Origin of the sequence: Acinetobacter sp. AND/436, from assembly GCF_049546925.1 — a bacterium.
GTDB lineage: Bacteria > Pseudomonadota > Gammaproteobacteria > Pseudomonadales > Moraxellaceae > Acinetobacter > Acinetobacter indicus.
Map to the genome: position 1 here is coordinate 1 of NZ_JBMXBO010000006.1, position 21,065 is coordinate 21,065.

A 21,065-nucleotide genomic window follows, 5' to 3' on the forward strand; every position below is an offset into this window, starting at 1 on the left:
GAAAATTCTGTTGCCTTAGCTTGTATCTTTATTTGGCTACCATTATGAAATGTCAACAGATCCTAAGCATCATGATCAAATAAATAGAAAGACAAGTATTCGGTCGCAAAAAACCGGACTTTAAATTGTCACTGAATCATCCCAACACTGTCATTTTTTCTTGTTTGAATGGTTTCCCCAATTGCTATTTTTAAACTTTATGAAAAAAAGATCTATTGGCCTTTTTATGGCCGTTGTGTTGGGCTTGAACGGATGTAATGATTCTGATGAAAAGACGCAGGTGACGCCTACACCCTTGATCAATGAGCCAACTTTGGTGGCTTTTGCAAAACTGGATGTGGCCACCTATGCAGAAGGACCAGATTCCGGTGCGTATGTGACTGGTGCAAACGGAATTTTGCCGCCATTTCCAGGGCAGCCTGTGCAAGGTTTTTCGGCTGCCTTAAAAAATAATGATGGGACTTATCTGGTGATGTCTGACAATGGTTTTGGCACGCAAGATAACTCGGCTGACTATCTGCTGCGTTTGCATGTGATTCAACCGACCTTTAGAACAAAAATAGCAACTAACACTGAAGTGAAGCATTTAAGTTATGTGCAGCTGCGTGATCCGAATAAACTCATTCCCTTTTCTATTGTCCATCAAGATACTGCCGAACGTTTGTTAACCGGGGCGGATTTTGACCCGGAATCGATGCAGCGTGCACCGAATGGCGAGATCTGGATTGGGGATGAGTTTGGACCCTATTTACTGCATTTTTCTGCCGACGGTATATTGCTGAGTCCACCAATTCCATTACCGAATCCACTGAATCCGGCGCAAGAGCTGCGTTCACCTCAGAATCAGTTCAATAAAGAACAGCTGAATTTTGTTGAACCACTGGTACAGCGTAGCGGTGGTTTTGAAGGCATGGCGATCTCTCAAGATGGAAAATATCTGTATCCGCTGTTGGAAAAGCCATTACTGAACGATATTTCTAATCGTTTAATCGTGTCTGAATTTGATTTGGCAAAAAAAGCCTATACAGGCAAATATTATTATTTTCCATTGCATACTAGCGCCACCGCGATTGGTGATTTTCAGCTGTATAGCCCGACTGAAGGAATTATTATTGAACGGGATGATAGTGAAAACGATCTGCTGGGCTATAAAAAGCTGATTAAAGTCACGCTCAGCACCGCTGGTCAGAATATGCAGAGAGAAGATCTGGTCAATTTGATGGATATTGCCAATCCGGATTTACTTTATGGCACTGCGCGAGCGGGCGATATTGCGACCGGTGAGCATTTTGGTTTTCCGTTTCAGACCATTGAAGATATTGTCATTGAAGGTCCGGACCTGATTACTGTGCTGAATGATAATAACTTTCCTGGTTCAAGCGGGCGAAATGCCAATCTGGCCGATGATAATGAAATTATTCAGATTCGTTTGCCAAAAGCATTGTTCTAAATTTATCCGCAATTACAGAAGGTCACCTCGGGTGGCCTTTCTTTATGAAAATTTTTTTGTATATTTTTTAATAAAAGCATGCTATAAAAATTAAAACAGGCATGAAAATTGCTTATAAAACGCGGTATTAAAAAAGGTGGGTAGTATGAAGTTATCAGTGGGATTAAAAGTTGCCAACTCCCTGTCATTGACACCCCAGTTGCAACAGGCCATTCGTTTACTTCAATTATCAAGTTTAGAACTTGAGCAAGAAATTCAATTACAGCTCGATAGTAATCCATTATTAGAGAAAGTTGAAGAACAGGCCGATGTTGAGAGTCTGTCAGCGGCAGATACAGATCGTGATCAAAAAGATTTAACCAATGAATTAAATGCCGATCATCTGCCAGATGATTTACCGGTCGATACCGACTGGGATGATGTCTATACTCATCAGCCGACTAGTTTAGGTACGCCAGAATATGAAGAGCGTGAAGATAACCGTCAGGGTGTACTGGGTTTAAAAGAGCATATGCTGGAGCAGATTAACCTGCTGCATTTTTCTAAAATTGACCAGCTGATTGCTTACTGCATTATTGATTCTCTGGATGATAAGGGTTTTCTGGAAAGCGATATCAGCGAGATTACTGCTTCAGTCCAGCATCTGCTCGATTCGATGGAGTATGAAGACAGCATCGAAGACGATGAAGTGCTGGTGGTATTGAAACATATTCAACGGCTGGAGCCGGTGGGGGTTGGTTCGCGTCATCTGGCGGAATGTCTGTTGATTCAGCTGGAAAGTCTGCCGACAAATACCCCATGTCGTCAGGATGCTATGCAGCTAATGACGCATTATGAGTTATTAATCAGCAATGAAATTCCAAAACTACTCAAGCAGACCGGTTTAAACACCGATCAGCTGAAATGTGCGGTCGAGTTGCTGAAAACCTTGAAACCGCATCCGGGTATGGAGTTTGAAGATAAAGAGTCGGATTATCAGATTCCAGATGTGGTGGTGATGAAGAAAAATGACAGCTGGCAGGTACAGCTGAATCCGGATGTCATGCCAAAGCTCCGGGTTAACTCGTTTTATGCCAATATGATTCGTCGTGCCGATCAGAGTGATGACAATCAGTATTTGCGTAACCAGATGCTGGAAGCCAAAAACTTTATCAAGAGTATTGATGAGCGGCATAAAACCTTACTCAAAGTGGCAACCTGTATTGTTGAGCATCAGCGTACTTTTCTGGAAATTGGCGCAGAAGGCATGAAACCTTTGGTGCTACGCGATATTGCCGAAGAGGTCGAGCTGCATGAATCTACGGTATCCCGCGTGACCACCAACAAATATATGCTGACCCCGCGTGGCCTGTTTGAGTTGAAATATTTCTTTTCAAGTCATGTTGGCACTACATCGGGCGGTGAAGCATCGTCAACTGCGATTCGTGCCAAGATCAAAAAACTGATTGCTGAAGAGAACCTGCGTAAGCCTTTGTCTGATAACGCAATTGCCAATATTTTAAAAGAAGAGGGAATTGATGTGGCGCGACGTACGGTTGCAAAATATCGCGAATCTTTACATATTCCATCTTCTTCTGAAAGAAAAGTCTTGATCTAGTTTTGAAAATCTGCCTATTCTAGAGATTCATTATGACAACATAATGAATCTTTTTTTCTATGAGGATGAGTCAAAATGATTGCATGAAGGTATCACTGAGCAGCAGTTCTGGTCCTGTACGTGAATCATTTTGATGATGACTCGTCTAATCCTAACGAAGGTGAGGGATAGAATTATGCAAATAACAATTCGTGGCCATCATTTATCAATTACACCTGCAATTGAAGAAAATATAAAAGCAAAGTTCGCGCAAATGACCAAACATCTGGATCAGGTCAATAGTATGCAGGTGAAGCTCAGTAAAGATCATCAGATCGATAAGCATTCTAAAAAAGGCAGTGCCAACCATATCGCAGAAGCGATTATCCGTTTACCTGGAACGGAGCTGTTTGCCCAGGCCTGTGCTGATGATATGTATACATCGATTAAGAAAATGTCAGAAAAATTAAAACGCCAATTAGACAAGCATCGCAAAATGCAGCTGGTTTATCAGCCTGTCGCGATTTAGCTGAAACAATCGGCAAAAAGAGGTTTTTAAAAAACCTCTTTTTTTATATATATAATGTATGTGACTAATGAATTATTTTTTTCATTTATAGTAAAATGACCGGTTTTACACCGTTGGTCCTATAAGAGGTCTTGTGATGAATAATGAACAGCTCGCTGAAATTTTAAAAGCTGCTTTTCCAGAGGCAGATGTAGTCGTTAGTGGGCAGGGTGGTAAATTTGATCTTCGTATTGTCGATGATCAGTTTGAAGGCAAACGTCTTGTTGCACGCCAACAGGCAGTGTATGCGCCGATTAATGCCTTGATCGCCAGCGGTGAAGTTCATGCGGTAACAATTAAAGCAATGACCAAAGAAGAATGGCGTAAAGCAAGCTTATTCGGAGCTTAATAAATTAATGGATAAATTTTTAATTCAGGGCGGTATTAAGCTCGAAGGTGAAGTGCGCATTTCTGGTGCAAAGAATGCAGCATTGCCATTACTGGCTGCCATGATTCTGGCCGACTCACCTATTACCCTGACCAATGTGCCTAATCTGAAAGATGTAAACACACTGGTTAAACTCATTGCGGGCCTCGGTATCACCATGTCTTATGAAGGCGATACTGTGGTGGCCGATACCTCGACCCTGAACAACCAGTTTGCACCGTATGAGCTCGTTAAAACCATGCGTGCGTCTATTTTGGTGCTTGGACCGCTATTGGCGCGCTATGGCAGTGCACAAGTATCACTCCCGGGCGGCTGTGCGATTGGTTCGCGTCCGGTCGATCAGCATTTAAAAGCTTTAGAAGCTTTAGGTGCAGAAATCCAGGTCGAAAATGGCTATGTACATGCCAAAGTCGATGGCCGCTTAAAAGGCGGCGAAGTGGTTTTTGATATGGTAACCGTAGGCGGCACTGAAAATATCTTGATGGCTGCCGTGCTGGCGGATGGTGTCACCACCATCCGGAATGCTGCGCGTGAACCGGAAATCACCGATCTGGCACAAATGCTGATTAAGATGGGTGCAAAAATTGAAGGCCTGGATACCGATACTTTGGTGGTGACTGGTGTTGAAAGCTTGCACGGCTGTGAATATGCGGTAGTGGCAGACCGGATTGAAACCGGTTCTTATCTGGCGGCGGCAGCTATTACCGGTGGCAAGATTAAAACCACGCATACCGATCCGGCCCTGCTGGAATCGGTGCTAGACAAATTTGAAGAGATGGGCGCAGAAGTCACCCGTGGGGATGACTGGATTGAACTGGATATGATGGGTAAACGTCCGAAAGCGGTCAGCTTCCGTACTTTGCCACATCCAGATTTCCCGACCGATATGCAGGCCCAGTTGATGGCAGTGAATGCCGTTGGTCGTGGTTTTGCCACCATCTCTGAAACGATTTTTGAAAACCGTTTTATGCATGTTCCTGAATTGGCACGTATGGGCGCCAATATTCAGGTTGAAGGCAATGATGCTGTGGTAACCGGTGTAGAAAAATTATCTGCAGCACCTGTCATGGCTACAGATTTACGTGCTTCGTTCTCTTTAGTGTTAGCAGCTCTGGCGGCTGAAGGGGAAACACTGATTGACCGTATTTATCATATTGATCGCGGTTATGAAAATGTCGAAGCGAAGTTACAAGGTTTAGGTGCCCAAATTAAGCGAGTAAGTTAATGAGCGATATGAGAAACGATGATCCAAACTTTGACGTAATGGGCAATTTTGATCATGGTTTAACTTTAGCATTAAGTAAGGGACGTATTTTAAAAGAGACACTGCCGCTGCTGGAAACAGCGGGCATTAACTTGCTGGAAGATCCTGAAAAATCCCGTAAGTTAATTTTTCCAACCACCCATAAACAGGTGCGTATTCTGATTTTACGTGCTTCTGATGTGCCGACCTATGTGGAAAATGGCGCAGCAGATTTAGGTGTGGCAGGTAAAGATGTCTTGATGGAACATGGCGCACAAAATGTCTATGAACCATTAGATTTAAAAATTGCCAACTGTAAACTGATGACAGCGGGTAAAGTCGGTATGGTTCGTCCAAAAGGCCGCTTAAAAATTGCGACCAAATATGTGAACCTGACCCGTCAATACTATGCCAGCCTGGGTGAACAGGTTGATGTGATCAAGCTTTACGGTTCGATGGAACTGGCACCGCTGGTCGGTCTGGGTGATTATATTGTCGATGTGGTCGATACCGGAAATACGTTACGTGCCAATGGTTTAGAACCACTGGAAGAAATCTGTAAAGTATCTTCCCGTTTAATCGTCAACAAAGCCAGTTTTAAACGTAAACAGGCGTTGTTAAATCCGATTATTGCCCAGCTAGAACAGGCTGTGGCTGATCGTGAACAGGCCAAACAGGCGTAAGTTGTTCAAATAAAAGACCGCTCTTGAGAGCGGTTTTTTATAGCGGTCTATGAGAACAGTCCTGTTAATAATTTTCTTCAATTTGAGCAAAAGTAATTTTCCATAAAAGTCCGTGGCCCAATGCGCGATTGATACCCACAAAAGCCTTGAAAACAGGTAAACTAATCTTTTCCATATCAACCTTGTGGGTAAATTGATGCGACGTTTATCGACTCAAGATCAGAACTTCAAGCAGGTGTTTGCTGACTTGTTGGCTTTTGAAACAGTGAGTGATCCAGAACTGTTAAAAACCGTAGACCAAATCATTGCTGATGTCCGTCAGCATGGTGATGCTCATGTTCTTAAATTAACTCAGCAGTTCGATCGACATCCCGCGCATCAATTTTCAGATCTAGAACTGACCCAGGAACAGCTTAAAGCCGCTTTTGATGGATTGAATCGTGAGGTGCGTGATGCACTGGAGCTGGCTGCAGCACGTATCCGTGAATTCCACCAGGCGCAAAAGCAGGATGGCTGGACCTATGTCGATGCCTTGGGAAATACCTTGGGTCAGAAAGTCACGCCACTGGACCGCGTGGGCATTTACGTGCCGGGTGGTCTGGCATCTTATCCATCTTCAGTACTCATGAATGCTGTTCCTGCGCATGTGGCGGGTGTGCCTGAAATTATCATGGTGGTTCCGGCGCCGAATGGTGAGTTGAATCCACTGGTGCTGGCGGCGGCCTATTTAGCGGGCGTGACACGTCTGTTTACCATTGGTGGTGCACAAGCGGTCGCGGCGCTGGCCTATGGAACAGAAACCATTCCATCGGTCGACAAAATTACCGGTCCAGGTAACCGTTTTGTCGCAGCAGCAAAACGTGCGGTATTTGGTCAAGTCGGTATTGATATGATTGCCGGCCCATCGGAAATTCTGGTCTATGCCGAAGGTGAGAATAATGCAGAGTGGCTGGCGATGGATTTATTGTCACAAGCCGAGCACGATACCGTCGCACAAGCAGTATTCATTACACCAGATGAAGAATTATTGAATGCTGTTGGTGGCTGGATTGAAAAGCACTTAGAAGCATTGCCAAAAGCAGAGATCGCCCGTACCTCGATTGAAAACCGTGGTGCATTGGTATTGGTGAAGGACCGTCAGGAAGCGATTGAGCTGATCAATCAGGTGGCACCTGAACACCTGGAATTATGCATGGATGATCCGCAAGTGATGGCAGAAGATATTCGTCATGCCGGGGCAATCTTTATGGGACGTTATACCCCTGAAGCGATTGGGGATTACTGTGCTGGTCCAAACCACGTGCTGCCAACCTCAGGTACTGCGCGTTTCTCCTCACCGCTGGGTGTGTATGATTTCCAGAAACGTTCTAGCCTGATCATGTGTTCGCAAGAAGGGGTGAAAACTCTGGCCAAAACTGCGGATGTATTGGCGCAGCAAGAGAACCTGGATGCACATGCGAGATCAGCACGTTATCGTTATCAGTAATTAAAGAAATAGAAAACCTCTCCCTAGCCCTCACTTGCGCTTCATTTTAAAGCTGTGCTTTAAAACTTGCTCAGGAGAGGGAACTTTGAGAATTTAAAAATGAATATCACCACCGAACAAATGCGCTTCTGGAGTCCGGCAGTACGTGAATTAGAACCGTACGTACCGGGCGAACAACCGAAAATCCAGAATTTACTCAAATTGAATACCAATGAAAACCCGTATCCGCCATCGCCAAAAGTGGTGGAAGCGGTGCAGAAGGTACTGGCAAACTCGGCGGATGCGTTACGTTTGTATCCAGACCCGGATGCTTCCGAGTTAAAACAGGCCATTGCCAAACAGCAGCAGGTACCGGTTGAGCAGGTTTTTGTCGGCAATGGTTCTGATGAAGTGCTGGCACATATCTTTAAAGCCTTCTTTGTTCAGGATCTGCCGCTGTTGTATCCGGATATTACCTATAGTTTCTACCCGGTCTATAGCCAGTTTTTTGGGGTTAATACCCAGGTCATCCCTCTAAATGACAATTTTGAAATTGTGGTGGATGATTATAAGCAGCCAAATGGCGGCATTATTATTACCAATCCGAATGCACCAACCAGTATTGATATGGGCCTGGCTGCCATTGAGGAAGTGCTTCAAGCCAATCCAAACTCAGTTGTGGTGATTGATGAGGCCTATGTGGATTTCGGTGCTGAATCTGCGGTCAGCCTGGTGGAAAAATACGAGAATTTAGTGGTATGTCAAACCACATCTAAATCGCGTTCTTTGGCTGGTTTACGGGTCGGTTTTGCCATCGCCCAGCCGCATTTAATTGCTGCGCTGGAAGCGGTAAAAAACAGTTTTAACTCTTATCCAATAGATCGTTTCGCAATCGCCGCAGCGGTGGCGTCCTTTGAAGATCAGGAATACTTTGAAGCGCAGAACCAGAAAGTGATTGCGAGTCGCGAAACACTGGTGGCACAGCTGTCTGAGCTGGGTTTTAAGGTATTGCCATCGAGTGCCAACTTTATTTTTGCTTCACTGCCAAGTAAAGACGCGGGTGAATTGGCAGCTGAATTGCGTGAACGTGGCATCATTGTGCGTTATTTTAACAAGCCACGGATTAACCAATTCCTTCGGATCACCGTCGGTACTGATGAACAAAACCAGCGTTTAGTGGATACTTTGAAAAATGAGATTTTGGCTTAAGTAAATCCACCCTAACCCTTTTGATAAAGGAGGGAACTCTTCCCTCTAGAAAAGGTGAGAAACAATGGTTCTCAAGGGGAGGGATTCATAAAAAAGCGACTCAATTGAGTCGCTTTTTATTTATTCAGGTGTGTACCAGGTATTGAGTAAATCCAGCATCGCCGAAACCTTATCAAAACATTCCTGATATTCTGCATCACAATCAGAAGCAATGGTAATACCACCGCCGGCCCATAACGAAACTTCGTGTTGGTATTTTTGAATCGAGCGAATCAGAATATTCCAGGAACCAGTACCATCAAAATTAAAATAACCCATTGATCCGCAATAGGCCCCGCGTGGTGTGCCTTCCAGCTCTTCAATAATCTGCATGGCGCGAATTTTAGGGGCGCCAGTAATCGAGCCGCCCGGAAGTGCAGATAGCAATACATCCAGTGGATTGATCTCTGCTTTTAACGTCGCGGTGATTTCACTCACCATATGATGTACTTGTTTAAATGATTCAATATTGAATAACTTCGGTGTTTTTACTGAACCGGTTTCGGCATAGACACTCACATCATTACGCAGTAAATCGACGATCATCACATTTTCAGCTTGATCTTTTTCAGAATTTTTTAAGGTCTGTTTAGATTGTTCATCTAATCGTGGATCTGTATAGCGTGGCATGGTGCCTTTAATCGGTTTGGTGAGGAGTTGCCGATGAGGCAGAAAATCAATAAATAATTCAGGTGAACAGCTAAGTAATTCAAAGTCATTTATTTTTAAATAACCGGCATATGGAGCATGGGTTAGCGCCCAGAAATCTGCAGCGGTATCTAATAATAATCCTTCCGCAGAACCTTTAAATTCCTGGGTTAAATTAATCTGATAACAATCACCTGCAACAATATAATCCTGGACTTGATTAAAGGCCTGTTGATATTCAGTTTTATTCCAGCGTGCGGTACAGGCCTGAGTTAATTTAAATGAATTCTCCTGTTTTTGAGCCAACAAATTTTGAATATAAGTCAATAAAAATTCGGCTTGCTGCTCATCGCTGGTGAAATACCAGTGCCCATTTTCCAGAGTTAGAAAACTGTGAAATTGTCCTAGAAATAAACACGGTTGAGCTTTGCTTTGAGTATGAATGTGCTGTTGGGCGGCATAATCGTAGCTGATAAAACCGATCAGTCCACCTTTAAAATAACTGTCGCCAATACAACCAGTTGGCTGCAAAAAGTCATCTAAAGAAGGCGCTGCTGTTTCTTCAAGATAATGATTAAAACTGTGCTGCTTAAAATACTGCCATTTATTTTGTTGAATAAGGTAGTAATGTGTTGCCGATAAGCCAATAATCGGTTGGCCATTATTTTCTAAATAAACAAGATGTGAGAGTGAACCCAGCGCCTTTAAAATTTCTGCTGGGGTATAGGAGGATTCACAAAGTACTTGTTTGTAGAAAGATGAGGTGGCCATAAATTTGGAGAAAATCAACAATAAATATCTATTTTACCTGATTCTGCGCCAAGAAAATGCTTATGACCGTTTATCGGCAAGCAGAAAAATATGATCAATAGCAGTTGAACAAAATTTGACAGGGGGATAACTTTGTTAGTGCTATCCAGCCGCTCAAGGAAATACGTAGCAGGTTGCTAAAAACAAATAATCAGCCCGCTGCACAAGAGTGGTAACAATCAAAAAAATAATACTCTTGGGAGAGTAAATATGAAAACATTTACTAAACTAGCTTTAGTATCTTCAATGGCATTAAGTGCAAATGCATTTGCAATGCAGGCAATGGATGATTCAGCACTTAGCGCAACCACAGGTCAAGATGGTTTATCGATTGGTATCGGTATTTCAAAAATTGAAATTGAAAAGCTCTTTATCCATGATAATGATGGTTTAAATGGTACCATTGATAATGCTGGTGCGATTGTTATTCAAGGGAATGGTACTGGACTTACCGCTACAAAAGGTGTGGTGATTACAGCCCCACTTGATCTTACAAATCCTGAAGACCCAGTGGTTGATGAGTCACGAACTATCGAGGGTCACAATTTAGCAAATTTGAAAATTGACTCAGATGCTGGTACTGGTGGTGGTAATTCTGCATTCATTAATATTGCAGCTGATGTATCTGGCTTAGATATTTATATTGGTGAGATTGGTGTAACGGCTTCAGGCAAACAAGGTGAAGCAAGTACAAGCTCAGAACTTCGCCGTGGGGGTGAAGAAAAGAACTACAATGCGATTCTCTCAGGCTTATCGCTTAAAACTGGCACAATGTCAGCCAATATCCAGTTAGGTGCTGCGCCACAAGGGGCGATGATTCAACTGAATACTACGATGATTGGTGGCCTTGAAATTAATAATTTGGGTATTCTGGATAACTCAACGGCAAATACTGAGCGTGCAGCAGGTGAGATCTTTATTGAAAGTATTAAAATTGCCGATGCAAATGCTAATGACCTAAGTATTAATCAAGATATTAGTGTGTATGGTGCAAGTGACAGCAACCCGAATGACAAAGGTTATATCCAGATGATTAGCCATGGCGGTGCCAAAGACCATTATATTAAAGGTGTTCATTTAGGTAGCCGAGATGCTGCATCTATCGGTGATGTTGAAATTCAAGGAATGCAAACCTATTATGGCCCAACAATGTCGGATCAAGGTGCTGTAATTACCATTCGTGGTCACTAAGTTCTATCTTGAAAAAGCGCGTGTTTTCACGCGCTTTTTTTTACACAAAAACTGTAAAAGTTGGCAAAAAGATAAAAAAATACTGTTTTTTTTCTAAAAAAAAGGTATCTTGCTAAATACATGGAAGTAGAGTTCTTACTCTAAAAATAAAAAATGAACTGGCAGAGCTGCCTGGAACTTGAAAAGTAAAAAATTATGTTAGAGATCGCATTAGGCTCGGCATTGATGTATTACGCTGCCACACAAGCCTTCGACTTAAAGGAACAACATCCGGAAACCGTACGCTATACGGAAACACTGGATTCCCGCAATTCTTCTTTTACCCGTATGCATCGTGAGCCTGTACGTATTCAACCTGCTTTACAAGATCAATTCCGGGGCATTGTACGTCAGGCTTATGACTATAGCTGTGGATCGGCCGCTTTAACCACGCTGTTAAATGGTTATGTCGGAACCCGATTGACAGAGCAGCAGACCATGAGTGGTTTGCTACGTTATGGGGAATATGAGCGCATTATTGAACGGCGTAGTTTCTCTTTGCTGGATATGAAACGTTTTGTTGCTGCATTGGGCATGGAAAGTGGCGGCTATCGTGGGGAATTTTCAGATCTGGTCAAGCAGGGCCAGCCCGCAATTGTGCCGATTTCCTATGCCGGTTTTAAGCATTTTGTGGTGTATAAGGCCTATAAGGATGGCCGGGTCTATGTGGCCGACCCGGCACTGGGGAATATCAGTTTTGATGAGCAGCGTTTTAAAGAGGTGTGGGAAAACAATACCTTGTTCCTGATTAATGTGGCACCTGAATATCGTAAAGACTTCCTGGCTTTACAGGACAGTGATATGCGCCATGTTGAAGATGCCACTGTTAACCATCATGCCTTTGTCAATATTCAATATCCACAATTCTATATGGACAAAATTGCTGATAAAGCCTCGACCATTCGTTTAGAACGAAACATGAATCCTGAGTCAGAGAATTTCGGCGAACATCAGTACAACTTTTTAAGACTCTATTATAAAAGTAAGTAAATATTTACTTTAAAAACGAAAAAAAAATTAAAAATTGGAAGGGAAGAAGATGAAATCTAAATGGATGAATAAAACCGTATTGGCCATTAGTATCCAAATGGTCTGGGGAGCAGCTGCTTATGCTGCAGAAGAGCCACAGTTAGGACAATATGAAGCAGTAGAAGAGCAGCAGCTTGCGTCAGAAGCCACAGCTCCAGCAGAAAACTCAAGCCCTGAAGAAGTTAGCACTGAAGCAGTTGCTGAGGCCAATATTGAAACAGCAACAGCGACTGCACCGAGTGCTGAGCAGGCTGCATCAACTGCGTTACAGCAGCAGGAAGGGGATGCTACCAAAGAAGCCAATCTGGAAGAAGTCTTTACCTCCAATGAACGCCAATATTCCTTAATCAAAAAAGGCAATATCTCATCTTATTACGATATTGATTATACCTATTATCGTGATACGCAAATTGATATGGAAATGGCGCAAGGCCAAATCTATCAGTTGCGTGTTCAGGAAAATGCATCGCATGCATTGACCAACACCTTCACCGTTCAATATGGATTATTGGATAACCTGACCTTAACCGCCTCTTTACCTTTGGTGGCCAAGACCGATCAATTAAAAGATGCGAATACCGCGGGTCTGGGAGATATTTCTTTAGGCGCACGCTGGGAACCTTTCCCTTTAAAAGCCGGCCGTTTGCCACTAATTTTATTCGGAAATCTTTCGACCAAAACCGGTGATAGCCCGTATGAAATTAATAGCACTACCGAACTTGCGACCGGTAAGGGCTATTATTCTGCAGGGATTGGAGCCAGTACCCGTAAATATATCGACCCAGTGGTGTTATTCGCTTCGGTCTCCGCCAATTATGGTTTTAAGGAGTCGGGCTTAAACCAGGTTCGTGGCCCACGTATTATTGAGGAATTTGAGCCGGGCATTAGTGGTGGTTTCGCCTTTGGTTTTGCCTATTCCTTTAACTACGACGTTTCAATGACCATGTCGTATCAGCAGAGTTTTAATACTGGTGCTGAATTTATGTATGATGGAGGAGAGTCTTATTCTCCGGCCGATCAGACCAGTTCTACCCTGGCCATTTCTTTAGGGGTGCGCGTTTCTCCTGAAACGATTGTCAATGGTACTGTTGGTATTGGTTTGACAGAAGATGCACCGGATGTGTCTTTAGGTCTGTCTTTCCCACTCGATATTCTGGGCTTTGGTAAGAAACTTCGCTAAGAGGCTGGTCGTATGAAAATAATTCGACTTCGCCCGTTAGTGTCTGCGCTGATCTTATCGGGCTGTTCGAGTGCTGCTTTTGCACAATTGGGACAAAACCTGTCTGTCGATATCCGTTCCTTGACCATGGGCAACGCGGTCACGGCAGATCCACCGGGCATTAGTGCCATTCATTTTAACCCGGCAGCCTTAACTAAAATTGAAGGCTTGCAAACCGATGTACAAGGGGTGCTGGCGCACTTTGATGTACAGCGTGAGTTTTCTGCGCCAGCCGACTATAACGTATTTGGTTATTCCGATGATCCACTGGTCTGTCATGATGGACCGGAAATTCTGGCTGACTTTTGTACCGACTTTAAAGGTGAAGTATCGGGTGATGTGGAATATGCATCGCTGTATGTGCCGGTACTGAAAAAGTTTGTTGATCTGGGTGAAGGCATGCCACTGGCCGCACCAACAGCAGGGATTGCCTACAATCCGCCGGGGTCTAAAACCACCTTTGCTACTGCGATGTATGCGCCGTTAATTGCCGGTTTTGGTGCTGAAGATGGCAACCCAGGTAACTTCATGGGGCAGCAGGTGGCACTGGAACGGATTACCTATCTGTCACCGTCAATTGCCTATCAGGTCAATGATGAGCTATCGGTCGGGGCATCGGTGGGAATGTCCTACCAGGCCATTGCCATGAATACCGACTTGCGTTTCCCGAATGACCTGATCGGGATGCTGCGGATGATTGATGAAGTCGTCTGTACCCCGTTTAAAGAAAACTCCGATATTATTACCGATATTCTGTTGCTGGGGATTTGTAACGCACAGGAAGGCATGAATCCGTTTGGTCGTTTTGGACAAATGGATCTGGCCGTCGAGCAAAGTCTGAGCCCAAGCTATAACCTCGGGGTGTTATGGGAGCCACGTGAAGATTTCAGCTTTGGTATGGTCTATCAAAGCTCCGCCAAAATGCGGCTCAAAGGTAAATATCATATTGATAATGCCAAGGCGCCGAGTGAGCTGATTAAAGGCTTGATGTCTTCCCCAACCGGGCAAATTTTGGCGGCAATTTTAGGCTTCCCGAACTATATTCCGGCCAGTGAGTCAGGGCTGGTGGCGATGGATTTTGAATATCCAGCGCATTTCCAGGCCGGGATTAAATACAAGGTAATGCCAGATTTACAGGTGAACTTTGATGTCGGCTGGACCGATTATGCTGCTTGGGACAAGTTCAAGTTTGAATTTGACCGCCAGATTTCTGCCCTGAAAATTGCCAAATTATTGTCTGAACATGTCTCTGACAGCTCACTGGCCTTGCCGATGGGCTTCCAGTCACCATGGAGTTGGGGCATCGGGATTGAATATTCTGCTACCGACCGTTTAAAGCTGCGTGCCGGTTATGAACCACGAACCAGTGCGATTCCAGATGACAAGCGTAATACCATGGTACCCATTAATAATGCACGTCTGTTTGGTTTAGGTGTGGGCTATCGTTTTGATGCCGATACTGACCTGGATTTATCGATCGGCTTTCTGCAAAGCCGGGACAAAATTCCAGCCAATACCAGTAGCCTAGCCAACAAAGAAGGGGTGAATAACTTATTACTCAACCCGTATGCGGGACTGAATGTCAAAACCGCTAGCAACATTACAATTTTAGGTCTGAGCTATAGAACACGATGGTAAAAGTGACAAAGCGTTTATCTGGCTTGATTTGCCTGTCTTCACTCTGGGCGCTGTCTTTGGGCTCGGCCAGTGTAAGTTATGCCAATGAGTTTTATACCATTATTGGCCCGGATGGCCGGCCGATGGTGGTACAGCGCAAGGCCGAAACCCGGCCGGCAGCGAAAAAAGAAGCTGTGCCGGTAAACAAAACGCAGGCACAAAGTAGAGCATCCTCTGCTTTGAATCCGGCGCAGCCGCAAGCGCAAATTCCCGTTTCTGAACCTGTCAGAGCTCCTGCTGTTGCAGTCGTACCCACAGTTAGTACTGTACCGACTCAACCAGTCACTACGGTAAAACTCACAGAAAGTATCCCACAAAAAACACCAGATACAGCAGTTGTGGAACAGCCTGTCGTCACACCAGTTGTATCGGCAACCACAAAACCGGTATCAGCTTCATCATCTCCAACGATTACATCTGTCATCCCGCAAACTGAATCTCAGAAAGTATTGAAGACTGTGCAAGCTGATCAACCAGACCGTACTTCATCTTCCGGTTTTACCGAAATGGAAGGGGAGCAGTACGTCAATAATGAATACCTGGAACACAGTGAATTTAACCTGGAGGGGAAAAAGCGTTTTTATATGATGCCGGAAGGCGTAGTTGACAGTAAATTGGGCGGTGGTGCGACCCGGGTGCAGGTGGTAGAACGTGAAAAAGGAGTCGGACAATCGGTGCTGGATCGCCTGTTCAAGAAACGCCAGCCAGAAAGTGTCAAGCCAATGGTGCTGTCATCGACTTATTATCGTATTGCACAGGCCGATGCCATCAGCAGTTTAGGCCAGTCCTGTTTTAAAAATAAAAAAATTAAACATGCCAAGACCCTGGCCGTACAGAAAGACGTCAATCTCTGGCCACGTGCACCATTAACAGATGAATTTGATTATGAGGTGGTGAAGCTGGAGGGAGATTTACGCCATCTTCAGGTGAATTCATACGCTTCTAAAACCCGGCAACCTACATTTTACTGGCCTTTTGCCGTTTTTCTGGATGCGCAAGGCTGTGTGATTGAAGGTGCAGGCGGCTACAAGAGCCAGGATACTCAATCCACCTTATTGCAACATGAGCAGGTGGAAGGGGTGATTCAATTGCCGGCTCAAACCCGTTATCTTCTTTTAACCCCGCTGGCATCGGCAATCGATATGGAAAACCGCCAGTTAAGTAATCAGGGCCAATTGAAAATTATTGCCTTAGATCAATAAAAAACATGAGACATCAGGATGAAGAAATCAAATATTTTAGCCTTGAGTAGTACCGCCTTGATGATGGCACTCAGTGGCTGTGGTGGTGAAAGTGCCAATGTCATTCCAGAGCCGAATATTTTGCCGGAAATTAATGGCAGTTGTGTTAGCGGGCAAAACTGTGTGGAGTTTGCCCTGGATTATCCGGTGGATGGCCTGAATTTCACCTGTAGCAGTGATCCAAGCAAAACCTATATTACCCTGATTGCGCCAACCACCAATGCCGCCACCGGTAAATGTAGTGCCGGTGATAAAGTCCATTTCTTTATTCAGGAAAAAACAGAAAAATCAATTAATCTGGGGACAGTAAGCCTAGCTGATATTGGTCTGGCCAATTCGGTCAGTGCCAGCTTGCCGCGTTTAACCCTGCTGGATATTGCCCGTGGCTTAACCGGACAGGCCGCAACCGAACTGACCCCATCGGATTCAACTGTTCAAGTGGCACAGGCAATTACACGTATTTTACAGGCTTTATCAATTGAAAGTTCCAAGAACCAAGAACGGCCGACCATTGCCGGTGATGTGCAGCCACTTCATATTTCTGCGCTAAAAAAAGAACAGCTGGATGATATTTTGGGTTCGGTGACGCTGGAGGATTACCGTTCCGGTGCCTATGTCAGCAAGTTAAGTCCTTGGGTTGACTTGAGCACCGTCAGTGATGCGCAGGCCTTTGACGCGCTGAAAACCCTGGTTTATATGACCAACTCTGCCTCTTATCAGGCCAACTATCCGGTACTGGCTGTGGAGGGTTCGACCTTACCACAAGGTTTATATGGCTGTAATCAGGATGATTGTAAACAGAACTCGAATACCTTAAGACACCTGATTGGCCAGTTCCAGTTGATGACCGATCGCTCGGGTTATACTTTCGGTTATGGCATGCAGTGGCGTGGAACCATGTCGACCAGTAATGAAAACCCGTTATTGACCATTACGGCCGATTTCTTGAAACGTGTCCGTCCGGAACTGATGACCGCAGCGGCACAAAATAACTGGATTAATCCACTGAATGAAACGATCCAGGGGCCTTATCGTTTTAGCATCAACAGTAACCGGACTGAAGATTTTACCGTGACCCAGGGGAAACTGTATAACGATTATATGATTGCCGGCACCGAAGGCATTTATAAAACCCTGACCAAATTCCCGACAGGAAAGCCGGAAGAATATGGCCGCTGGACCCAGACTATTGGCACGGATCAGTTTAAGGGCTCACTGGATATCTATAAATATTTTCAGGTGAATTTCCTGGATAACCGGATTTTTACTTCGGCGAAAAATGTGGCCTTGGGTGAGCGTTATATTTTCCCGTTATATGCCACTCTGAATTTCAATTTTGCTAATAATGCCGCGCCAGCAATTAAGCTCGGGATTGTGCTGGATGAGCAGGGCAATATCCGTACCGATATTGGCCCAAATCCGACCGCAACCGATCTGTCGGGGACCTGCGCAGTCGCTACAGATAGCAGCACGCCAGAGATTGTGGATAGTAATAATGTCACGCAATATCGTATTGGTGTGCTGGGAGCAACCGATCTGAGCAATCAGGCGATTACCCTGCGGATGATTCTGGCCAATCCGGTCTTTAACCAGCTGAATGGTGCCGTAATTGGTCTGAATACCCGGGTTGACAATACCCAGGGCGAGCAGGCCATGGTGGTAGGTGGTGCGCGGCTCAATATGGGTAATCTGGTCAATCATACCTCGACCCGGATTAGCCTGAGTGACTTCTCCGGCAACAATACCGTGTCATGGAGTAACCTGTATACCTTGCAGCTCAAGACTTTTACCAATCAGGATAGCAACAATGCTACGGATGCCGATAAAGAACTGGCTAAACTCACCGGTGGAACCGTGAGCATCGAAGTGGCGGACTGTTATAACCCGGAACAGGTGCGTATCCAGTAACAGCAATATATTCATTAAAATACAAAAGCCCATCTACGGATGGGCTTTTTCTTGGCGGGGATATTTATTGTTAACCAGTATGATCCAAACGCGTACCCAAGGTTTCCAGATGAGTCGGGAAATGCTGGTTTTTGCGGTCTTCAAAATAATGTCTTAAGGTATGTTCCACGCTTGGGAAGGCTAGTTCTGCCCATGGAATTTCATCTTCGCTAAACAGACGCGATTCAATAGTTTCTTCACCCGCCCCAAATTGACCTTCAATCAGCTGCGCTTTAAACAGCACATAAATCTGGCCAATCCGTGGAATGTTGTACATGCAGTACAGCTGCTCAATCTCGATTTCCGCTTCTGCTTCTTCACGGGTTTCACGTGCCGCGCCTTGTTCCATGGTTTCAAACAGTTCCATATAACCGGCAGGTAGGGTCCAGAGTCCATAACGCGGTTCAATGGCACGGCGGCATAATAACACCTGATCTTCCCACAGCACCAAAGCACCGCAAATCACTTTCGGATTCACATAATGAATACTGCCACAATGGCTGCAAACACGGCGTAACTGATGATCGCCTAAAGGAATTTTTTCCGTTGTTTTATGTCCACACGTTCCGCAAAAGTTCATATTCAGCATCAACGATAAAGTTGCTGATCAGCATAACTGAAAAAATGAACTTTGGCATCATTTCTATCCTTTTGCCCAGAATTTCAGCTATGATGAAAGTCAGGCAATCAGGATAATAAAAGATGGTAGAGCATTCATTGACACAGGAATTGCAACAGCGCTTACGCTTCTCGCGAAGTATGCGTGAGGCGCATGCGGCCGTGTTGATTGCGATTACCGATGAAGCTCAGCCGAAAGTCCTGCTGACCCGCCGCTCGGCCTATTTAAACAGCCATGCCGGTGAGGTGTCTTTCCCGGGCGGCAAGCGCGATCCACAGGATACCAGTAATATTGTGGTGGCACTGCGTGAAGCACAGGAAGAAACCGCGCTGAATCCTTTTGATGTGGAACTGATTGGCGATTTGCCAATGCAAAAATCGCGTAATGGCATGCTGGTCAAACCCATTGTCGGCCTGATTCCACCCGAGGTGCAGCTGTCAGCGCAACCGACCGAAATTGACCGTATTTTTTTCGCCTCTTTAAAAAATCTGATGGAAGCGCCGCCGGTGCCATATGAGGTGCGCTATGCCCATCAGTCCTTATATTTTCCCAGCATGCGCGTTGAAAATGAGATTGTCTGGGGATTAACTGCACGGATGCTGGTGGCTTTATTTCAGTATGGGCTGGATTATCAAAAAGAATGGCCATTTTTACTGAATTCACCGACGTTTCGATTTAAATCATCTAAATAGGGAATTTTAATGTTGTATAAATTTCAGGGCATTGCCCCAAAAGCATTACATCAACCATGGGATGGTTGGGTCGCCGAAACCGCAACGGTCATTGGTCAGGTCGAGCTGGGCCGGCAGGTGAGTATCTGGTTTGGCGCGGTGGTGCGTGGCGATAACAGCCTGATTCATCTTGGAGATTTTAGTAATGTCCAGGAAAATGCGGTGCTGCATACCGATGCGGGTATTGAGATGCAGATTGGTAACTATGTCACTATCGGTCATCAGGCCATGTTGCATGGCTGTACCATCGGCGATAACAGCCTGATTGGTATTAACGCGGTGGTGCTGAATCATGCCGTGATTGGAAAAAACTGTATTATTGGTGCCAATGCGCTGATTCCGGAAGGCAAAGTCATCCCGGATAATTCGGTGGTGATGGGTTCTCCCGGCAAGATTGTAAAAACCCTGGATGAAGCAGGAGCGGCCCGTCTGAAACTGAGCGCCTTACATTATGCCGAGCACTTTCAGCATTTCCAGCAGCTGGAAAAAGTCGAACTTTAAGATACCTAAAAGCCTGTTTGAAACTGGCTTTTTTTTCTGTGTGAAAGCCGGTGAAGTTCTCGCCTAGTGTCTAGGAGTGGAGTATGATAGCGGCCAGTTTTTAAAATTTAATTTTAAGGTTGTGCATGAAGTTACTGGCATTGGAAACTGCCAATGAGCAGTGTTCCGTTTCGATTGTAAATGACACGCAGGAACTGTTTTTTCAGTTGGATGAGCGCACCAAGGCACAAACCCAAACCATTCTCCCGATGATTGAGCAAGGTTTTGCTCAGACCGAAACAGCTACTGCCGATTTAACCGCAGTGGCCTTTAGCCGTGGCCCGGGCTCATTCAGTGGCGTGCGGATTAATGCCGCAGTGGCACAGGCGCTGGCCTGGTCACATGATTTACCGGTCATTCCGGTATCGACTTTGCAGGCGCTGGCGCAAGCGGCTTATCGGCTAGCAGGTTTAAGCGCGGTAACAGCAGTGCTGGATGCGCGGATGAATGAAGTCTATATCGCCAGTTTCCAGTTAGATGCAGAAGGCATTATGCAGCCGGTGAGCGAAGAACAGTTATTGGGCTATAGTGATGCGGCGGCCGTAGCGCAGTCCCCATTAGTAGGCTCAGGTTCAACCTTATTGCAACAAGAACAAACACAATACAAAGACTTAAGTGCAACGGCGCAAGATATTGCTACCATTGCACGCGTATTGGCCCAACGTGAAGCATGGGTCAGTGCGGAATACGCATTACCGGTGTATTTGCGGGATAATGCTTGGAAAAAAATTCCAGAACAAGGCAAATCATAAC

19 protein-coding genes are annotated in these 21,065 nt (G+C 45.0%); 17 read left to right on the forward strand and 2 right to left on the reverse strand.

The genetic code is table 11. The features are described from left to right. Positions 1 to 199: 199 nt before the first annotated feature. The 8 genes from ACPEPR_RS06270 (at position 200) to hisC (ending at position 8,582) form a co-directional block, all read left to right on the forward strand. Positions 200 to 1,450: an esterase-like activity of phytase family protein gene (locus ACPEPR_RS06270; RefSeq protein ID WP_423562128.1), complete on the forward strand. Its 1,251-nt coding sequence runs from the start codon at positions 200 to 202 to the stop codon at positions 1,448 to 1,450. 145 nt (positions 1,451 to 1,595) lie between these two features. Beyond that, a complete protein-coding gene (locus ACPEPR_RS06275; RefSeq protein WP_160241019.1) occupies positions 1,596 to 3,047 on the forward strand; it encodes an RNA polymerase factor sigma-54 in 1,452 nt (483 codons plus the stop codon). A gap of 175 nt (positions 3,048 to 3,222) precedes the next feature. Continuing rightward, positions 3,223 to 3,555, forward strand: a complete 333-nt coding sequence (gene hpf / locus ACPEPR_RS06280; protein WP_005179935.1) for a ribosome hibernation-promoting factor, HPF/YfiA family — start codon at positions 3,223 to 3,225, stop codon at positions 3,553 to 3,555. 136 nt (positions 3,556 to 3,691) lie between these two features. Next, positions 3,692 to 3,943, forward strand: coding sequence for a BolA family iron metabolism protein IbaG (ibaG, locus tag ACPEPR_RS06285; protein WP_005179933.1), 252 nt, complete (start codon positions 3,692 to 3,694; stop codon positions 3,941 to 3,943). 7 nt (positions 3,944 to 3,950) lie between these two features. Next, complete coding sequence (gene murA, locus ACPEPR_RS06290; RefSeq protein ID WP_005179929.1) at positions 3,951 to 5,207, forward strand: UDP-N-acetylglucosamine 1-carboxyvinyltransferase; 1,257 nt, start codon at positions 3,951 to 3,953, stop codon at positions 5,205 to 5,207. Continuing rightward, entirely contained in the window at positions 5,207 to 5,908 is a 702-nt protein-coding gene (gene hisG, locus ACPEPR_RS06295; protein WP_005179926.1) for an ATP phosphoribosyltransferase, read from the forward strand. The genes murA and hisG overlap by 1 nt, the downstream gene beginning before the upstream one ends. A gap of 184 nt (positions 5,909 to 6,092) precedes the next feature. Continuing rightward, a complete protein-coding gene (hisD, locus tag ACPEPR_RS06300; protein ID WP_423562132.1) occupies positions 6,093 to 7,394 on the forward strand; it encodes a histidinol dehydrogenase in 1,302 nt (433 codons plus the stop codon). A 99-nt stretch (positions 7,395 to 7,493) separates the two neighbouring features. Further along, entirely contained in the window at positions 7,494 to 8,582 is a 1,089-nt protein-coding gene (gene hisC / locus ACPEPR_RS06305; RefSeq protein ID WP_168398541.1) for a histidinol-phosphate transaminase, read from the forward strand. Positions 8,583 to 8,702: 120 nt separating this feature from the next. Here hisC and ACPEPR_RS06310 read toward each other — a convergent pair whose 3' ends face one another. Then, positions 8,703 to 10,040: an anthranilate synthase component I family protein gene (locus ACPEPR_RS06310; protein ID WP_423562134.1), complete on the reverse strand. Its 1,338-nt coding sequence runs from the start codon at positions 10,038 to 10,040 to the stop codon at positions 8,703 to 8,705. A gap of 249 nt (positions 10,041 to 10,289) precedes the next feature. Between ACPEPR_RS06310 and ACPEPR_RS06315 the strand changes: the two genes are divergently transcribed. The 6 genes from ACPEPR_RS06315 to ACPEPR_RS06340 all read left to right on the forward strand — a co-directional run bounded on the left by ACPEPR_RS06315 (position 10,290) and on the right by ACPEPR_RS06340 (position 18,383). Continuing rightward, complete coding sequence (locus tag ACPEPR_RS06315) at positions 10,290 to 11,270, forward strand: DUF6160 family protein (RefSeq protein ID WP_423562136.1); 981 nt, start codon at positions 10,290 to 10,292, stop codon at positions 11,268 to 11,270. A 195-nt stretch (positions 11,271 to 11,465) separates the two neighbouring features. Beyond that, on the forward strand, positions 11,466 to 12,299 hold the full coding sequence (locus ACPEPR_RS06320; RefSeq protein WP_045795549.1) for a C39 family peptidase: 834 nt from the start codon (positions 11,466 to 11,468) through the stop codon (positions 12,297 to 12,299). A gap of 49 nt (positions 12,300 to 12,348) precedes the next feature. Continuing rightward, positions 12,349 to 13,518, forward strand: coding sequence for a hypothetical protein (locus ACPEPR_RS06325; RefSeq protein WP_423562138.1), 1,170 nt, complete (start codon positions 12,349 to 12,351; stop codon positions 13,516 to 13,518). A 12-nt stretch (positions 13,519 to 13,530) separates the two neighbouring features. Next, positions 13,531 to 15,195 carry an OmpP1/FadL family transporter gene (locus tag ACPEPR_RS06330; RefSeq protein ID WP_016659496.1) on the forward strand — a complete coding sequence of 555 codons (1,665 nt, stop codon included), beginning with the start codon at positions 13,531 to 13,533 and terminating at the stop codon, positions 15,193 to 15,195. Continuing rightward, complete coding sequence (gene filE / locus ACPEPR_RS06335) at positions 15,189 to 16,436, forward strand: putative pilus assembly protein FilE (RefSeq protein ID WP_423562141.1); 1,248 nt, start codon at positions 15,189 to 15,191, stop codon at positions 16,434 to 16,436. The genes ACPEPR_RS06330 and filE overlap by 7 nt, the downstream gene beginning before the upstream one ends. An 18-nt stretch (positions 16,437 to 16,454) precedes the next feature. Next, positions 16,455 to 18,383, forward strand: coding sequence for a flagellar protein FilF (locus ACPEPR_RS06340; protein ID WP_423562143.1), 1,929 nt, complete (start codon positions 16,455 to 16,457; stop codon positions 18,381 to 18,383). 70 nt (positions 18,384 to 18,453) lie between these two features. Here ACPEPR_RS06340 and ACPEPR_RS06345 read toward each other — a convergent pair whose 3' ends face one another. Next, complete coding sequence (locus ACPEPR_RS06345; RefSeq protein ID WP_104470910.1) at positions 18,454 to 19,002, reverse strand: NUDIX hydrolase; 549 nt, start codon at positions 19,000 to 19,002, stop codon at positions 18,454 to 18,456. Between the two features lie 122 nt (positions 19,003 to 19,124). On the opposite strand from ACPEPR_RS06345, the gene ACPEPR_RS06350 reads away from it, so the two are divergent. The 3 genes from ACPEPR_RS06350 to tsaB all read left to right on the forward strand — a co-directional run bounded on the left by ACPEPR_RS06350 (position 19,125) and on the right by tsaB (position 21,064). Further along, complete coding sequence (locus ACPEPR_RS06350) at positions 19,125 to 19,733, forward strand: CoA pyrophosphatase (RefSeq protein ID WP_005179902.1); 609 nt, start codon at positions 19,125 to 19,127, stop codon at positions 19,731 to 19,733. A 12-nt stretch (positions 19,734 to 19,745) separates the two neighbouring features. Further along, positions 19,746 to 20,273, forward strand: coding sequence for a gamma carbonic anhydrase family protein (locus ACPEPR_RS06355; protein WP_171526503.1), 528 nt, complete (start codon positions 19,746 to 19,748; stop codon positions 20,271 to 20,273). A 125-nt stretch (positions 20,274 to 20,398) separates the two neighbouring features. Beyond that, positions 20,399 to 21,064, forward strand: coding sequence for a tRNA (adenosine(37)-N6)-threonylcarbamoyltransferase complex dimerization subunit type 1 TsaB (tsaB, locus tag ACPEPR_RS06360; RefSeq protein WP_127798812.1), 666 nt, complete (start codon positions 20,399 to 20,401; stop codon positions 21,062 to 21,064). The last annotated feature ends 1 nt before the right edge of the window (position 21,065 follow it).